The organism is Pseudoalteromonas sp. S1727 (genome assembly GCF_005886375.1).
GTDB lineage: Bacteria > Pseudomonadota > Gammaproteobacteria > Enterobacterales > Alteromonadaceae > Pseudoalteromonas > Pseudoalteromonas haloplanktis.
The window spans coordinates 1-17,598 of sequence record NZ_PNDT01000182.1; the positions used below are offsets into that span (position 1 = coordinate 1).

Below are 17,598 nucleotides of genomic sequence, written 5' to 3' on the forward strand. Positions count from 1 at the left end.
TCTAGTTCACATTACTATAAGCCGAAAAATGCGTTAGCGGAACGTCCGCTTTGTAGAATAAAACCAATAGCATTAAACGACTTGAACCATCTCTTGCTCGCTCAAAGTCGCCATTAGAGAATTTACTTCAACTTATTTTGGGGCATAAACGAGTTAGTACAATAGTCCGGTTTTGGCACATAAACGCCCCCCCAACATCGTCTCTTTAGTTATTGCCATTTGCCTTTTCAGCAAACTTTTTAGATACTAGTCGGGTGCTAATACATTTTACGAATTCGTAGCACAAATCGTAGCACAACATTGTAACAGACTGTTTTAAAAGACTTTGGGTGGAGCCTAATTAACTATCACAGTTAATGCATTTACTATTTATGAGTAAAGCCACTTATAAGCCCTTCCAATTAAAATCATTATAAAACAGTGAGATAGATTTAAATGAAAACATGTATTGACTGTTTTTCATTAAATCGTAGTACACATTCGTAACACACCGTTTTACTTTTGGGTGTAAATTACAGCCGCGAATTATGCCTATTCTCCTATGTTGTTTTGTTGATCTCAATCAATAAAAATCGCCGCAAGGCCTTAAGTTTAAACAGCATAAAATGTTCATTATTCATTGTAAAACCGCCATAAAAACATATAAATAAATCTCAATCTGCTGGTATACTGTTCTTAATCACAGGAGGTATTATTTTAGTATGGTTACAATTAAGCAAGTAGCAGCCCACGCTGGTGTTTCATTTAAAACTGTATCTCGTGTAGTAAATCATGATTCCACAGTAAAAGATGTCAATCGTGAGAAAGTGCTCAAAGCAATTAAAGAGTTAGGCTATCGCCCGAACAGAGCTGCAAGCCTAACAAGACGAAAAAACTCCAATATTTATGCGATCATCGCCGATGAGCTGCTCAGTGTTCCGTATACATTTGATATAATCCGCGGTGCGCAAGAAATTGCATGGAAAACAAACAAAGAACTACTCATTCTTAATGTAAACGACAGCCAAGAAAGTATAGATAGAGCAATAGAAAGCCTCTTAGAATACAGAGTTGAAGGCGTTATATATTCAGCTATGTATCATCGTGCAGTTCAAGTTTCTGATGAATTAAAAAAAATCCCAACCATTTTAGCCAACTGTTTCCCAGTTGATAATAACTTACCCTGCGTGGTGCCTGATGAAGTGCAAGCGGGTGAAGAAATTGCTTCAGCATTAATAAATAAAGGCTATCGTAGAATTGCTTTTCTAAATTTGAATGAAGACATTGTGGCTGCAAAAGGCCGAAAAGAAGGCGTAATAAAAGCATTTAAACAGCACGGTTTACCATTAAGCGATCTGTTAATAGAATCGGTTATAGTGACGCACGATGATGGCGTTGAGCGCTCAACATCTCGAGAGTCTGCGGCCAGGATTATTGATAACTTCAAGCCCGATGCAATAATTTGTGGACAAGACCCTATGGCGATGGAAATTTACTTTGTAGTCCATGACAAAGGCATGATTATAGGTGAAGATATTGGTATCGCTAGTTTCGATAACTGGGGCAGCATCCCTGAGTTATTACAACCAAATTTAACCACTATGGCACTACCACATCATGAAATGGGGCGCTGGGCTATGGAATATCTCATTGCATGCCGCACAGATATTGTTCATCAACATTTACCGTTTAAGTTGATCAAACGAGATTCTTTTTAGCAATATCAGCTTTTAACACAAAGCACGATACCACAATGAACACACACACAATCATTCCTAAATATTGATAAGTTAGCGCATACCCTAACTGGTCATATATTCCGCCAACTATAATTGCTAATATTGATGCCATAAGCTGTACCGTAAATTGAAAACCAATAATATAAATCATGGCAGAGTACTTAGCCTCAAAGTGCATATTTATGTATTTAAATAGTGCAATCAACATCAGCGGAAGCTCTATTGCATGCGTTAACTTTAAAAAGCTTATACCCCATGCATCCTCAACAACTCCGGAAAAATAAATTCTTAACGCCATTAGCACGCCACTTAATAGTAATGAACTCTTTACGCCTAATTTATTGACCCATTTAACGGCTAAGTACATAGCAAAAGCTTCTAAAATCACTTGTGCGGATGTTAAGTAACCAAAGTATTCACGCCCTAGTTCTTGTGTTGCAAAAAATGTCGTGTAGTAAATTGCAAACTGCTGATCAAAAACACCATAAATACAACTAACACCAACCACAAATACACTTAACCGCCAAAGACCTGTTATTTCAATAAACTCTTTACATTGACGAGATATTGAAACAAAACAAGGTTGTGATACGTCTTGGTTTGGTAAGTTAACTTTAACAAAAAATAACAACCCGATTAAACAAACGGCAGCAATACTAGACAGCCAATAATTTAGATTGGGGTCAAGGTTAAACGAGAGTCCTGTAAAATAGCTTGCCAGGGCCCAACCAAACGATCCCCACATTCTTGCTTTTCCAAATTCAAAATTGGCAATTCGGCTTTGTTTATCAATATAACTTTCTAAAACACCGACGCCTGCTAAAAATGCAAATGAAAAGACCAGTCCCCCTAGTACCACTGCAACGTAAAAGTAGTTGTGTAATAAAGGCTCATAAACATAATTAACAAATGGGCCAATTAACAACATGAAAGATACAATAAAATACAGGAGCGTTTTTTTAAGGCCTAACTTATCTTGGAATATGCCGTAGTAAGGCATAATAAATAAAGCCATAAGTGAGTTAATACTAAAGACGATACCAACTTCTTCGCCACTAAGGCCAACTTCTTGACTAAGCCAAATAGGAAAGAGCGAAAATGAAAAAGACCATGCCATGAAATACACGAAAAAAATTGCACTTAATAGCCGGTAATTGCTACTCATAAATCGCATAGCCTCAGACAAAAAATAGCGGCGCTAAATTATTTTAGAGCCGCTCAAAAGTTAGTTATTTCCAATAATATTATTTAGCTGGATTTCACTCAGAGATACTTCCTGTGCTGCATTTACATTCACTTTATGATAAGCCTGCGTTGGAAAAACAATAGATGTCATTGTACCTATCCCTTGATTTACAAATACTTCTATTGAGGCTTTATCAACCCATACTTCAATATCATATTGCTCAAGACCTTTGTCGAGTGGCCCCGTTTGAATAGATGCAAAGCCTGGCTCAAAGTCACTTAAGCCTGCTTGCGTCCTATCTAAGGTCATAACTCCCTTCACAGGGTCAAGTGTTAGCACTGTCTGCTCACCTGAGTCAGCACTCAGTATAATATCAACAGCTTGGTTGTCATTTATAAAGTTAAAACTAAATTTAAACTGCCCTGGGATAATATTAAATAATTCATCAAGTTGATAACTATTTTTACCCGTGAGCTTAGTCTTAATTTGAGGCTCGGACAGAACACTTTGTAGTTCTTTAACTGGCTCTGATGCTACACGAACCCCTTGAGCCGTATCCACTAACTTTAGTTCCCGGGGAATTGTCATAGCGCTACGCCATGTAGTTGTTGGCACAACATTAGCGTATTGCCAATTACTCATCCACCCCATAAACAAATGACGGTTCTCTTGAGTATCAGAAAAAGTTACACCTGCATAATTATCAGTACCATAATCTAACCAAATTGAAGGTTCAACCTTTGCTTTGGCCGCTTCGTCTGAGAAAGTTATATCTGCAACTTTGACATGCCCCCAGTCACCTTCCTCGGTATCAATAATTTTTATTTGTCCTTGTTTAGCTTTAAGATTACTAACATCCCACGCTCTCTCAACCATATTACCTGAATTATTCCCCTTAGCACTTTTAACTATTTCACCATTAATTAATAGTTGCATTACGGTGCTATTTTCATGCTTTCCACCAGCTATTTTAAAATTGATATAGTCATGGTTGATTGTAAAAGGCTGAGATAATATCGTACCCGTTGCTTTATCTGATTGATTAAAAGAGCTGAGCACTGCATTTCCTTGCTGGTCATTTTCTACATGGAATGCATTACCTGTTACCTGCCATTTACTTAAGCCATTTTTAAAGTCTGAAAAATTTAGTCCTTTAGGAAAGACAGCAGGTGTAGAAGCCAGCTTCTGCTGATATTCTTCGTCTAAAGTAAATTGTTTTCCATCAAAATCGCCAACAAAGTACTGTGTTCCCGAGCCACCATTTGGTGCCCCTGGATTAATACTAACTAATAAAACATATTTATATTGATCCGTTCCCTCTACTTTCACTCGAATCAAGTCTGGACATTCCCATACTCCAGCGTGACTCCCCCACTCCAGTCCAAAATTACTTTCAAACTGCCAATCTTTTAGGTTTTTTGATGTATAAAAACCAATATGATCATCCTGGGCAAGCACCATTGTCCACTGCTGAGTTGGTTCATGCCAGTTTACTTTGGGGTCACGAAAATCACGAATGCCAGGGTTTTTTAAAACTGGATTATTTTCATATTTTTTCCACGTGCGCCCTTTATCTACACTGTATGCTAATCCTTGGGTTTGGAAATCAATCGCTCCTTGTGCAGATTTTTCCTCATCATGATAGGTGTACATCGCAACCAAAGGTGGATTTTCTTTACTGCCAAAACCACTACTGTTTTGCCAATCAACTACAGCGCTACCAGAAAATATAGTTCCATGCTCATCTGGATAAAGCTTTATTTCTTGATGCTCCCAATGAACCATGTCTTTACTTATAGCATGCCCCCAATGCATTGGGCCCCAAACTGATGAATCTGGGTTATGTTGATAGAAAAGGTGATATTCGCCTTGGTAGTACACCATACCATTGGGATCATTCATCCAATTTTTAGGTGGTGTAAAGTGATATGCAGGACGAAACAACTCTGTATCAGGCTGCTCAACTAGTTTTTGGTTGCTATCATTAGTCTGATTATTCATACCACACGCCGTTAAAAATGATGAAATTAAAATTAAATTAACCGTTCGCATCTAATACTCCATGCTTATCTTTTGAATTAAGTGAAATGTCCTCTAATGAGCGCCCCTTTGTTTCAGGCATAAACCAAGCGACAAAAATCAATTGCCCTAACATCATTAAAGTGAAAAAACCGAAGACTTCTGCTGGGCTAAATTGCTCTAAGAAAAATGGCATCAGTAGTGTAATAGCAGCAGCAAAGAACCAATGTGTACCTGAGCCTAGAGACTGCCCCTTTGAACGTACTGTGTTAGGGAAGATTTCAGCAATAAAGACCCAAATCACGGTTCCTTGGCCTATCGCATGCGCAGCTATAAATACAAAGACAAACGCAACAACCGTCAAACCACCAGTCCCCGTACTAAACGCCCATGCGATAACAGTTAACGAAAGAACATAACCGATTGACCCTATGTACATCAGCGAACGGCGTCCAAATTTATCGATTAAAGATAAACCAAGCATGGTAAAGCATAAGTTAACCATACCAATACCAGCACCAGACAATAAAGATTGGTTCACATCTAGACCCGCGAGTTCGAATACACGTGGTGCATAATAAATAATGAAATTAATACCTGATAATTGGTTGAAAGCAGCAAATAGAAATGCAAACCAAGCAGCTTTTTTGTAAGCGCCACCAAACAGTTTTGACTCTGTATGCTTTTTTTTATCACTTTCAATCGCCGCTAAAACGCTATCAGGATTTGCTTCACCTAAGTCAATCAAAATTGCTCGCGCTTTACTTATTTGATTTTTCTTTTGAATCAACCAACGAGGACTTTCAGGTGCTTTTAAAATCATTAGTAAATAAATTAAAGCCGGAATAACCTCAACCCCAAGCATTAAGCGCCAATCAATCGCTGACGTACCCGCTATTAAGAAATTAGAAACAAACGCAACTAAAATACCAAACACAATTTGAAATTGATAAAGAGCGACTAAGCGGCCACGAAACTTGGCTGGCGCAATTTCTGAGATATAGGCAGGCACAACAATTGATGAAATACCGACCCCAACTCCGCCAATAAATCTTAGCAAGGCAAAAGTATAAGGGTCTTGAGCCATTGCAGATCCAAGTGCTGAAATAAAAAATAGCACGCCAACTAAAATTAACGTTGGTTTTCGACCCCACTTATCACAAGGATAATTTCCACCTAATGCGCCGAGTAATGTTCCCCACAATGCGGATGACATAATAAATAAACCGTGAAATAACGAACTTGTATTCCACAAGGCTTGGATCGGTTTATCTGCTCCAGATATAACCGCCGTATCAAAGCCAAATAAAAAGCCAGCTACAGCGACCGTTATTGACCAATAAATAATTTTTTTCATAATAACTCTTTTTGACTTAATGTTGCCGAAGGTGAGCTAGGCTCACCTTCGCCTACAGATTAGTAATTTGGGTTTTGTGTATAAGAGCCACCACTCAAAATCATTTGCTGATTTGGAATAGGTAAATACTCATGCTTCCCTTTGGTAAAAATAGCGTCAACTAAATAAGGTTTTCTTACAGCCTCAACTGATAAGTAACCGTCAATAGTTTCTTTTGCTATCCCCCAACGTACTAAGTCAAAAAAGCGATGGCCTTCTAATCCTAATTCAAGGCGGCGTTCAAATCGCAATGCAGTGCGCGCTTGCTCTTTAGAGTCAAAGCTGGTGTATAAGCCGATGTTATAAATACTCGCATTGTGTAATTTTCCTGTGCTCTGCTGAGCTCTTGAGCGGATGCGGTTAATGATTGTCAAGGCTTCGTCAAATCGATCTAATTCAATTAACGCTTCTGCTTTCCAAAGCAGAACATCTGAGTATCGAATTAATGGCGTATTAAGCGAGAAGATAGGGAAAGGACCATTTTCTCCACGGCAGCTACAATCAGGATGTTCTAAGTCTTTCATCGCTGTAAAATTGCCATAAATTCCTGGCGCCCTCGCCCAGCTATCCCCACCATGAATTAACGTTTCATCGTATTTAAACGGTTTACCTTCCATTGCGACGGTATGATCCAAACGAGGGTCAACAGAGTCACTGGTCATGTCATAATTAAAGTCATTAAATGTTTCAAATTGTGGTAAACCCTGTTCGTCGGTTTTAAAAGCATTGACAAAGTTTTCGGTTGGAACATGAAAACCACAGCAACCAAAACCTCCAGCCATTGGCGCGTTTAACGCACTCGGCCAACTTCCTCTGCCATCGGGTGAACCGTCATTTAAGGAGCGCTGAATGGCAAACACTGATTCTTTGCCATTTTCGCTTTCAAATAAAAAATTATCAGCGTAATCCTCAAATAAGTCGTATACGCCCGCTGCCTCAATTTCATCAACAAGCGTCACCACTTTCGCTAATTTATCCTTATTAATATTAACTACTTGGTGTAACTCATCTTGTTCATAGGCCTGATACAATAGTGTTTTAGCTAAATAAGCTTTAGCAGATAAAGCTGAAGCTCTACCAACATCCTCTTGGGTATTTGGCAAATTATTGGCTGCGAACTCAAAATCTGCTGCAATCTTGTCCCACAGTTCTTGGTCCGTGAAATCACGGTTAGTTGCAGTTAATATTTGATCTTGACTCATGCTCTCATCAATCCAAGGAATATGCTTGTGATGAATTTTCAGATCAAAGTAAAAAATGCTGCGGATAAATCGTAATTCAGCTTGTTTAGCTGCACTATCTTCGATCTCTGGTGAAGCATTTTGTATAACGGACAAAGCGGCATTGGCACGAGATATACCTGTATAATTCCGCGTCCACTTTTTGTTATTCAAGTCAATTAGATCTGGCGGAAAAGACTCCATATCAGGCACTAAAGGTTGATACAAGGATAAGGCATGATAAGCAAAAATATCTCCTGGCCCGTTTCCACCTTTATGAGCATCACCTGCACGTAGGTTACCTGTCGGCCAAAGAAAGTTTGGCGCAGTGTAATGGTCATTACCTAAATATGAGTAAGCTGCAATAATTAACGCATCTATATTTTCGCTATTAGAAACCTGCTCTTGTGTTAATACTCCTGATGGTGCCACATCAAGATCAGAACCACCGCACGACGCTACAGAAAGGGCCAATGCTGTCGCTGCAAAAACTGTTTTAATTTTATTCATAATTTGTGCTCGTATCGTTGTCGTTTTAATTAAAAAGAAAGGTTCACGCCTAACGTGATACGTCTTGGAATAGGGAAAGTACCATCTGGTGTCTCTGGATCTTGGCTAAGCGTCCCAGAAGGTGTAATTGTTAATAAATTACTACCCTGTAGATAAATACGCGCAGAACTTATACCGTATTGGCTCAACCATTGTTCATCGGGGCTGTACCCTATAGATAAGTTACGTAATTTAAGGTAAGTTCCATCTTCCCAAAACAGGCTCGATTGACGACCTTCCCCATTATTATCAATGGCAGTTAAAGCAGGAACATTAGTATCAGTATTATTGATTGACCAAGCATCAAGTACGCGATCCCCGTAATTAGAACCTATATTGAGTGAAGTGAAGTCTGTGAACCCACGCCAACCATTACGAATTTGGCCGCCTTCAACACCTTGCCAAAACATCGTAAAGTCCCAACCTTTGTATTTAAAGTTCATATTCAAGCCATACATAAAGTCAGGATCGGTATCTGCAAAGAATGTCTGATCGTTCTCATCTATGACACCATTGCCATCAAGATCTTGCCAACGCACTCTTCCTAAGCCGGCACCAGATTGCGTTGCATGTGCATCAATTTCAGCTTGATTTTGAAAGAGACCATCGGCAACGTAGCCATATACAGAGTTAATGGAATGGCCAACAATTGTTTTATCAGCTCCATTGCCACCAAATGAATTAACAACATCTTCAGGAAGGGAAACAACTTTGTTTTTAGCGGAGGAAACGTTAAAACTTATATCAACATCAATATCATCATCCAAGCTATCGAATGTAAGATAATCAGCATAACCTATAATAAATTCAAAGCCGCTGTTTTCTATCGTGCCACCATTGACCCATTGCTGTGCACCTTCGCCAAGTGTCGCAATTGGGTTAGTAAGCGTTAAGATATCGTCAGTGGTTTTTTCAAACCAATCGATGCTGCCGTAAATCGTGTCATAACGCATACCAAAATCAATGCCGATATTTGTTTGCGTTGAAGTTTCCCATTTTAGGTCATCATTGCCTGTTTGTGCTTTAACAAAACCTGATGGTAGCGTTCCACCATTTGCACCGCCTATATCATAAGCGGTACCTTCATCTTGTAAGTCAGTAAACAATGATTGCGTAGCATAACGACTAAGATAGGTTGTATATGTTGCGTCAGTGGGAATTTCTTGATTACCTGTTTTACCCCAACTAGCTCGTACTTTTAAGGTGCTTAAAAACTCAATATCATAAAATGATTCATTACTTACAACCCAGCCAGCTGAAGCCGCAGGAAAATTACCATAACTGTTATTACTACCAAAACGTGACGACCCATCGCGACGAATTGTAAGCCCAGCGAGGTAGCGATCATCATAGTTATAGTCCATTCGAGCAAAGTAAGAATTAAGTGACCACTTGTCACCATCACCTTCAACACGCACATCTCCCGTTGCTTGTGATAAATGTGCATAGTCACGATCATCAGAGGCAAAACCAGAACCAAAACCTACCGAACCTTCGTACTCATAATCTATTTGTTCCGTGCCCGCTAAAAAAACAAAGCTGTGATTATCACCAACATCTAAATCATACTGTGCTGTATTTGTCCAAGTGAAGCTGCTATTCCAGTTTTCAGTCACTGAAAGCTGATCTCCATAGTTCAATGAACCAGCTTGAAAAGCGCGGGTATAGTTTCGAAAGTAATATTGACCATAATCAAGGCCCACGGTGCTTTTTAGAGTTAACCCTTCTATAGCCTCATATTCAACAAATATATTACCCATCAACTTATTGAAGCGACTAACATTATCGCGATTCATTTCAATTATTCTAACTGGATTATCACGGTCAGTAACACCTGGAACAGGCCCACCCCAGCCACCTTCATCATTGTAAACAGGCACAATAGATTGCTGTTCAATTGCCAGACCTAAAATCTCACCCGCTCGGGCATTTATTAAGTTAGATTCTTGATTAGTGACAGTGAAGTTTTCACCCACTTTTAATTTATCGGTTAGTTGGTAATCAGAGTTAACCCTAAAACTAATGCGTTCAAACTCCGATCCATCAACAACACCTTCTGAATTAAAGTAACCTAAGGAACTATAAATAGAAGCATTTTCAGAGCCGCCAGATAATGAAAAATTAAGATCTGTGACTTTAGCTGTTCTAGTGACCTCATCAAACCAGTTTGTGTCGGCAGGGCGCTGAACTTGTTGAGGATCGGTATACGTAGGAAGAATTACTGAGTTTAACTGTGGGTTATTGTAGTCACCATTCCAATCATAGCTGTATAAAGGGCTTGCTGCGTTTGGATCTGACCCGTCATTAACAGCCGCCTGCCATACAACTTGCCCACGCTGTTTGGTATTGAGTGGATTTAGATCATAGCTGTAGTCATCTTGAGACTGATTAACTGAAAAATTAAAATCCAGCCCTTCACTGCCTTTTTTTGTTGTAATAACAATTACACCGTTACCTGAACGCGCACCAAATATACTTGCGGCTGCGGCATCACGTAAAACCTGAATATCAGCAATATCATGACTATTAAGCTCATGCATTCCTGACTTTGTAGGAATACCATCAATTACATACAGTGGGTCGTTATTTCCAAGTGGTCCTAAACCTTGACCACGTATCCTTACCGTTGCAGTAGAGTCAGGAGAGCCATTAGTTGTAATTTGTAAGCCAGGCACTCTACCTTGTAGATTTTGCATAATATTACCAGAGGGCATATCAACGACATCTTCCAACTTAACCGTACTTATTGCGCCGGTTAAATCATCTTTTTTAACACTGCCATAACCATAGGAAACTTCGATAATTTCAATTCCATCATCCTCTGCTGGCTCTGGTGCTTCCTGTGAAGCTACTATAGAACTGTACGGTAAGATCAAACCTACTAATACAGTACTTATGCTCGTAGCAAGTTGCTTTTTGCGAAATCTTTGCATTGTGTGTGTCCCCATTTGTCAAATTCATTAAGGTAGATACTTACAGATTAACAACGTTGTCTTTTTGCTTTTTTATAATACCCAAAGTTAAAAGCTTTACTAGGTGAGTAAAACGATAATACTTCCAGTTCATTTTAAACAACGTTGTCTTTTTAACACTAAGAAAACATAACTTCAACATAAATTACAAATTCTTTTAGGATATCTTTACTCTAAGACGCTATTGTTCTTTATTGCGGTTCAATAAATGCATTTATTAATTGATGAGATAAAATTGGCGTAGCCCCTTGTTGTTGAGCGACCATTGCCCCAACAGCACAAGCAAAATTTATAGCTTGTTGTGGTGGGCTTTCCATGCAGAGTTGATATATAAGTGAGCCTAAAAAAGAATCCCCAGCTCCAACCGTATCAACTACATCAACGTGATAACCTGAGTTATAATAGTTTTTACCTTTTATAGACAGCAAAGCCCCGTGATTCCCTTTGGTAACACATAAATAGTCTGTATGTGTTTGTTTAGCTATAAATGCTAAATTCTGTTCAAGTGAATGATATTTACTCCCCATTAACTTAGCAATCTCATATAACTCATCGTCATTGAGCTTAATGAAATCAGCTTGATTCATTAAAGCGACTAATTTTTCTAATTGATAGTGAGGTGCACGTAAATTAACATCAAAAACTTTAAAGTTCGCGTCAGCTAGCAGTTGATTTAAGGTATTAAAAGACCCCTCAGTTCTAGCAATTAAGCTACCAAAAACAAAGATATCAGTATTTTTAACTGTATTCCTGATCTGCTCAGTTAAACTAATATTATCCCAAGCTGTATCTGTAATAATTTGATACTGAGCAGAACCATTTTTATCAAGTACCACTTCAACAAGACTTGTTGGCTTAGATTCATGAACAGAAATTAATTCTGTAGAGAGCCCTTTTTCGTTAATTTCAGATAGTAATGCTTGACCTAATTCATCGTTTCCAACCGCGCTAATCATATGCGCTTTTAAACCAAGTGAATTAAAGCGAAAACACATATTTAATGGCGCACCACCTAAACGCTTACCAGAATCAAAACAGTCCCATAGCACTTCACCAAAACATGTTAAATTGATTTCTTCAGCTCTTTTTTTGCTTATTACAATACTCACCGAGTTGCCCTCTTATATTATTTAGGTCATTTGCCAAATAAGTTTTTACACCATAAATCAGCAACGATATCTTCGAGCCAAGTCAAGGGAAATGGCGACGAATAGTAAAGTTGTTCTCGCAACATGATTAAGATTATTATGTAAAATTCATGTTGCAAAAAATAAAGATACCATCTACCTTAAAAAAAGACAACGTTGTTTATTTGCTGGGTTAGCCTTTTATTAATGGCAAAAAAGCTACTCGCAACTAACGCAGCTCTTGTCTAATTAATTGATTAATAAAAACAATCACACACAAGCACAACAAAAAGTTGTCGAGGAATTAACATGAAAACAAAGCAAAACATCACTCTTTGCTGGAAAAAAACAGGGCTTGCGGTATTACTATCTTTAACAGCGGCTTGCTCTGGTGATAACAAAACCCAACAAGAAGATGATTATGCACTCATCATTCTTGAAGACGGACAAACTGTAGATGACGTCATAAATAAAAATGAAAATGATAGCGATGACGAGGCAAATACAGATGACATTCCAATAACCAGCAACCCAGAAAGCGAAGGTCAGCCATTATTTTTCAACCCAGAAAATTCTGAGCAAGCACTGTCTGGCTTTGAATTTTGTTGTGGTGGTTATAACACTTATCAAGCTCACGGGTTTGATAAGCTAACAGGTGATTTTGCACAGTTAGACGGTGGTTTTTGGGCTGCAGATATCTCAGGTCACTTAGGTGAGCGCGTATTTTCTAGTTTTGCAGATGGCTTTAACTTAGAAGGTGAGGCACTTGGCCAACTAGGCTTTGCGTCGACAGGTTCGATGGTAAGTCCTAAATTTACAATACAATCAAACTATATCAATTTTTTAATTGGTGGTGGTAATAATGGTGTAACAGACGCTAATACAACTGCAATTGCGCTTTTAATTGATAATAAGATAGTTCGCCAAGCAAGTGGAACCAATGCTGCTATGCAAGTTGATTGGCAAACATGGGATGTTAGCGAGTTTAACTCTCAACAAGCGCAAATTAAATTTATTGATCATCACTCTGATGATAATTCAGATACTGACTTACCTTATTTATTGGTCGACGAAATTCGCCAAGCTGACAGTGCAGCCAAAGTGCCTAGTCAAAATAGTAAATTAATAAAGGCTATACAAACAACCACTGCGCCTGCGAGTACGGGTCAAACCGCATTTTCTCGCGTGTCAAATGCAGAACAGAATATTGCGGGATTTGAATTCTGTTGCGGTAAATTTAATACCTATGCAAATCATGATTTTAGAGCGACTGGCGATATGGCCAAATTAGATGGTGGTTGGTGGGCTGCAGACATCACGAATCATGTTGGTGAAAGAATTTTTTCTAGTAGAGCGGATGGTTTCCTCGCTGACGGGACCCAGCTAGGTTGGATTGGAAACGAAGCCACTGGCACGCTATCTTCACCCCCATTCACGATTACACATAGTTATATTAACTTTCTAATTGGCGGTGGTACAAACCCATTTGATAGTGAAAAAGCAACGGCAATTGTCCTACGAATAAATGGCAAAATAGTTAGGCATGCTACAGGTAATGGGCTATCAGACAAGCTCGACTGGTTTACTTGGGATGTTAATAGCTTAATCGGTGAAACGGCTGTTATTGAAATCATTGACCAAGATAACACTGCTGACGAAGCAGCACTGGCTTTTATTATGGCAGATGAATTTAAATTATCCGATTATGCCGCCGTTGAGCCTTCAAGTGAAAGTATCGTCACCCAACTGAATCAACACTCGATACCGTTACCATTAACTATGGCAGACCCTAACCCGGTATTTTTAAACGGTGAGTTTTATATTTATTACTTAATTGACACAGCATTTCATGATTGGTATCTAACGCGTACTACGGATTTAATTAACGGTACTTTTCCACAACGAGTGCTAGAAGCGACGGGCGATGCACAAACACAAGACCAGTGGACGGGCTCTGGGAGTGTTATTAAAGATAATGACAACATGGCTCATTTATTTTACTCAGGACATAACCTCGATTTCTCTCCTGTTGAAGCTGTTATGCATGCAACAGCAACAGATAACACGCTGACTAAATGGGAAAAGCAAGTTAATAACACATTCAGTGGTACAGGATCATACAGCGACTTTGATTTTCGTGATCCTGAAGTCTTTTATAATGAACAAACTAACAACTACTGGATGTTATTAACGAGCCGCTATAACGAAGATGCAGCTATTGCTCTTTATACTTCTAGCGATCTCAAAACTTGGCAGGCACAACAGCCGATTTATACTGCAGATAAACCACTTAACTTTGAAGTTCCTGATTGGGTGAGTTTCAATAACGGACAAGCAATCATTTATTCTGATCAAAATGATCATGAGCGAGATGTAAAATATTTAGTAAAAAATGAAGACTCGTGGATAACTGGTAAATACCCTTCACTCGATGGAGAATTTTACTATGCAGGGAGAACTGCAAGCTCCCCTACTCAAACCTTGATGTTTGGTTGGGTTGCCCATAAAAATACTCGTTCGAATATAGGCCGCGCTGATTTTGGCGGTGACTTAGCAATCCATCAAATATCAATGACTGAATCGGGAGAACTAGCGGTATCAATACCTGAGCAGTACTTAAGCGCATTAGCTACACCAGTAGATGAAGATACACAAACCCAATCAGCACAAACCAATAATGATAATTCACTATTGGTTTCACCAGGTGATCAAGTGCTACTAGGTAGTAACAATAAAATCAACCGTCTTCATTTTAATATTTCAAGTGACGATACCGACAACCGATTTGCTCTGGTCTTTCCTGCCTATGAAGAGAGTACGCAAACGGCTAGTATAGAAATAAACACAGCCACAGAAACAGCCACTTTTTATTTCGGCGATTCACTCTCTCAATCAAGCTCTAACGTCACCCTCACACCTGAACTAGAAGGTGAACCTTTATTCCGTCGTGAAGAAGATCTAACTCAGCATATAGCTGGTTTTGAATTTTGCTGCGGCGGTTATAACACCCTAGCAGCCCACGGTTTTACTAATCTAACCGGAGACTTTTCTAAGCTAGATGGAGGTTGGTGGGGTGGCGATGTAAGCAACAATGTTGGCGAACGAGTTTTCTCGAGTTTTGCAGATGGCTTTGATGAAGATGGCACAGCATTAGGCTGGATCGGAAATTCTGCAACAGGAACAATGGATAGCCCGTCATTTGTGATCTCACAGCAATATATTAATTTCAAAATAGGTGGGGGTTCAAACCAGTTCGACCATCCAAAAGCAACTGCAGTTGTGCTTGTAGTTGACGGCCAAATTGTACGCAGTCAATCAGGTAAAGATACGCAACCCGATGAGAATAATAAACTCAGCATACAGTGGGCAACCTGGGATGTTGAAGAGTTCATTGGAAAAACAGCCTTTATACAGTTTATTGATCTACATAATGACGACGGCTCAGACAACAGCTTAGCTTACCTTCTAGCTGATGAATTTAGAGCAGCAGCATTACCTGCGGTACTGGGTGAGCAATCAGCACCTACTTCAGAAAACCGAATAGACTCACAAGTTGTCGTTCCAATTGATTTAAAACAGGGCATAACAGTGGATCTTCTTTTACAACCAGAAAGTGGCTTTGGCACCGCATATATCAATGATTTTAGAGCACTAAGCTTTAGACTTTATGATTTAGACAAACGTCAAGTTGGCATCTATAGTAAACAAGGCACACTTAATATAAGTGAAATGACGCGTTTCACTGAGGCAACAAAACCTTAATAAACTACCTCTGAGGTTTTTAACTAGAACCTCAGAGGTTTCTTAAGAGTTCAACTTTAAAACATTTAGTTCACCAAGCTAGCAGCGCTATCTACATGACCTTTTTATTTAAATCTACTTCTTAAACCCAATTTAAATATGACAATGATTTTGTTGATTAATATAATATACATGGAAGTTCAAAATCCAATCACATTTATAGATCAAATCATCAGAACTAATGCACGCTCTAAGATTAACTTTGCTGGCCAATAATTATGTTTATTTACTCTATAATTAAATAGAATTTTCGCTACTTAGTGCGAGAAAGCATTTATTAATTACTTATGACTAAGCAGAAGTGATTTGCTGCGGTAAATGCTGTACCATTACAAGGAAATCAAGCCTGTAGAGGTGGAAAATTATTAGCCATATTTAGCGATTAAAAGTGTTTAAAATGATAATAATACTTAATTAACTTAGATAATTTTAATCAATGCTAACGCCTTGTGTTAAATAAAAAACAAAAGCAAATTGACAAGGTAAAATAAGAAAGGTAACTTACCAATTAAGGTTATTTTTTTACCAATTTATTTACCAATTAAGCGACGTAATTTTCTCTTTATCTGTCGCTTACTAATTTAACTCACTAACATGCAATCGCAGTATATAAAAAATGGGGAATGTAAAATGAAGAGGCGCAGACGTTTTTGGAACGTTGTTGATAAGTTAGAAGCCGCGATAGATCAAGGTGTCTATCATGTTGGTAGCCGCTTACCAGCAGAACGTGAATTAGCAGAAACTCACCAAGTAAGTAGGCCAACAATTCGCGAAGCGATTATCGCGCTTGAAGTCAGAGGTCGTGTTGAAGTAAAAACAGGCTCTGGGGTTTTTGTCACTGATAGCAACAAAGTTACCGTTAGCGACCAACCTATCAGTGCATTTGAATTGACGCAGGCACGAGCATTAGTTGAGGCAGAGGCAGCTGCATTAGCCGCAGCAACAATTCAAGAGCACGAGCTGGCTGCTTTAAAGCAAAGCCTAGCCGATATGCAAATACCTGAGCTTGCTATTGAGGCAGATCAACGTTTTCATGAAATAATTGCAAAATCAACGCGCAATAACGCTATTGTTATGTCTATCCAAAATTTATGGAAACTCAGGCGCACTGAATCGCAAATTATTGCGGCTTATGATGATGTATGTTCACAAAGTGATGAACAACGTTTACAAGAGCACACATCTATCTATGACGCTATCGCAAGTCATGATTCATCAGCGGCGCGTAAAGCGATGCATAATCACTTTAACCGCCTGATCAATGCGCTTTTCGCTGCCAGTGAGAAAAAAGCATTGGAAGAAATAAAGCGTAAAACCAGTGAAACACGTGGTTTGTATTCTATCTCTCATTTAACACAGTAAAAGAAATTTAAATCCCCTTAAAAGGCACATTACTGTGCCTTTATCTATTTGTATCCTTGTCGTTCTATATCTGCACTAAATCCCCTGGTATATTCTGCGACTAAGCTAAAAATAATACCAATCGTGTTAAGTTACTGACAATTTATAGCGACAGATAAATGGAGTGATAACAAGGCATAAATTTTGACATGTAGTTGTTCTACATGAAAAATTTATAACGCAGTTAGCGCTTTATTTAGCCCGCTAGA

General features: G+C 38.8%; 9 protein-coding genes. 3 read left to right on the forward strand and 6 right to left on the reverse strand.

The window, feature by feature from the left end:
* The first annotated feature begins 701 nt into the window (after window positions 1–701).
* Window positions 702–1,697: a LacI family DNA-binding transcriptional regulator gene (locus tag CWB85_RS21455; protein ID WP_138555982.1), complete on the forward strand. Its 996-nt coding sequence runs from the start codon at window positions 702–704 to the stop codon at window positions 1,695–1,697.
* On the opposite strand, the gene CWB85_RS21460 is transcribed toward CWB85_RS21455, so the two are convergent.
* From CWB85_RS21460 to CWB85_RS21485, 6 genes are all read right to left on the reverse strand, one after another.
* A complete protein-coding gene (locus tag CWB85_RS21460) occupies window positions 1,678–2,883 on the reverse strand; it encodes an oligosaccharide MFS transporter (RefSeq protein ID WP_016706342.1) in 1,206 nt (401 codons plus the stop codon). The two genes, CWB85_RS21455 and CWB85_RS21460, sit on opposite strands and share 20 nt — an antisense overlap.
* 60 nt (window positions 2,884–2,943) lie before the next feature.
* Window positions 2,944–4,956 (reverse strand): glycoside hydrolase family 32 protein, encoded by a 2,013-nt coding sequence (locus CWB85_RS21465; RefSeq protein WP_138555983.1) that lies wholly within the window; start codon window positions 4,954–4,956, stop codon window positions 2,944–2,946.
* A complete protein-coding gene (locus tag CWB85_RS21470; protein WP_138555984.1) occupies window positions 4,943–6,280 on the reverse strand; it encodes a sugar porter family MFS transporter in 1,338 nt (445 codons plus the stop codon). Before CWB85_RS21470 ends, CWB85_RS21465 begins: the two co-directional genes overlap by 14 nt.
* Before the next feature lie 59 nt (window positions 6,281–6,339).
* Window positions 6,340–8,049: a RagB/SusD family nutrient uptake outer membrane protein gene (locus CWB85_RS21475; RefSeq protein ID WP_138555985.1), complete on the reverse strand. Its 1,710-nt coding sequence runs from the start codon at window positions 8,047–8,049 to the stop codon at window positions 6,340–6,342.
* 29 nt (window positions 8,050–8,078) lie between these two features.
* The gene (locus CWB85_RS21480) at window positions 8,079–11,021 is read right to left on the reverse strand and encodes a SusC/RagA family TonB-linked outer membrane protein (RefSeq protein WP_138555986.1); all 2,943 of its coding nucleotides are present in this window, start codon (window positions 11,019–11,021) and stop codon (window positions 8,079–8,081) included.
* Between the two features lie 230 nt (window positions 11,022–11,251).
* Window positions 11,252–12,169 (reverse strand): carbohydrate kinase family protein, encoded by a 918-nt coding sequence (locus CWB85_RS21485; protein ID WP_016706347.1) that lies wholly within the window; start codon window positions 12,167–12,169, stop codon window positions 11,252–11,254.
* Window positions 12,170–12,496: 327 nt separating this feature from the next.
* Between CWB85_RS21485 and CWB85_RS21490 the strand changes: the two genes are divergently transcribed.
* Together CWB85_RS21490 and CWB85_RS21495 are read left to right on the forward strand one after the other, a co-directional pair.
* Window positions 12,497–15,949 (forward strand): glycoside hydrolase family protein, encoded by a 3,453-nt coding sequence (locus tag CWB85_RS21490; RefSeq protein WP_138555987.1) that lies wholly within the window; start codon window positions 12,497–12,499, stop codon window positions 15,947–15,949.
* Window positions 15,950–16,618: 669 nt separating this feature from the next.
* On the forward strand, window positions 16,619–17,350 hold the full coding sequence (locus CWB85_RS21495) for a FadR/GntR family transcriptional regulator (RefSeq protein ID WP_029215947.1): 732 nt from the start codon (window positions 16,619–16,621) through the stop codon (window positions 17,348–17,350).
* Window positions 17,351–17,598: the final 248 nt, after the last annotated feature.

What these genes read in the sequence shown, in the direction of transcription:
- CWB85_RS21455 (WP_138555982.1), top strand. Translation starts at nt 702, where the DNA reads ATGGTTACAATTAAGCAAGTAGCAGCCCACGCTGGTGTTTCATTTAAA.
- CWB85_RS21460 (WP_016706342.1), bottom strand. Translation starts at nt 2,883, where the DNA reads ATGAGTAGCAATTACCGGCTATTAAGTGCAATTTTTTTCGTGTATTTC.
- CWB85_RS21465 (WP_138555983.1), bottom strand. Translation starts at nt 4,956, where the DNA reads ATGCGAACGGTTAATTTAATTTTAATTTCATCATTTTTAACGGCGTGT.
- CWB85_RS21470 (WP_138555984.1), bottom strand. Translation starts at nt 6,280, where the DNA reads ATGAAAAAAATTATTTATTGGTCAATAACGGTCGCTGTAGCTGGCTTT.
- CWB85_RS21475 (WP_138555985.1), bottom strand. Translation starts at nt 8,049, where the DNA reads ATGAATAAAATTAAAACAGTTTTTGCAGCGACAGCATTGGCCCTTTCT.
- CWB85_RS21480 (WP_138555986.1), bottom strand. Translation starts at nt 11,021, where the DNA reads ATGCAAAGATTTCGCAAAAAGCAACTTGCTACGAGCATAAGTACTGTA.
- CWB85_RS21490 (WP_138555987.1), top strand. Translation starts at nt 12,497, where the DNA reads ATGAAAACAAAGCAAAACATCACTCTTTGCTGGAAAAAAACAGGGCTT.
- CWB85_RS21495 (WP_029215947.1), top strand. Translation starts at nt 16,619, where the DNA reads ATGAAGAGGCGCAGACGTTTTTGGAACGTTGTTGATAAGTTAGAAGCC.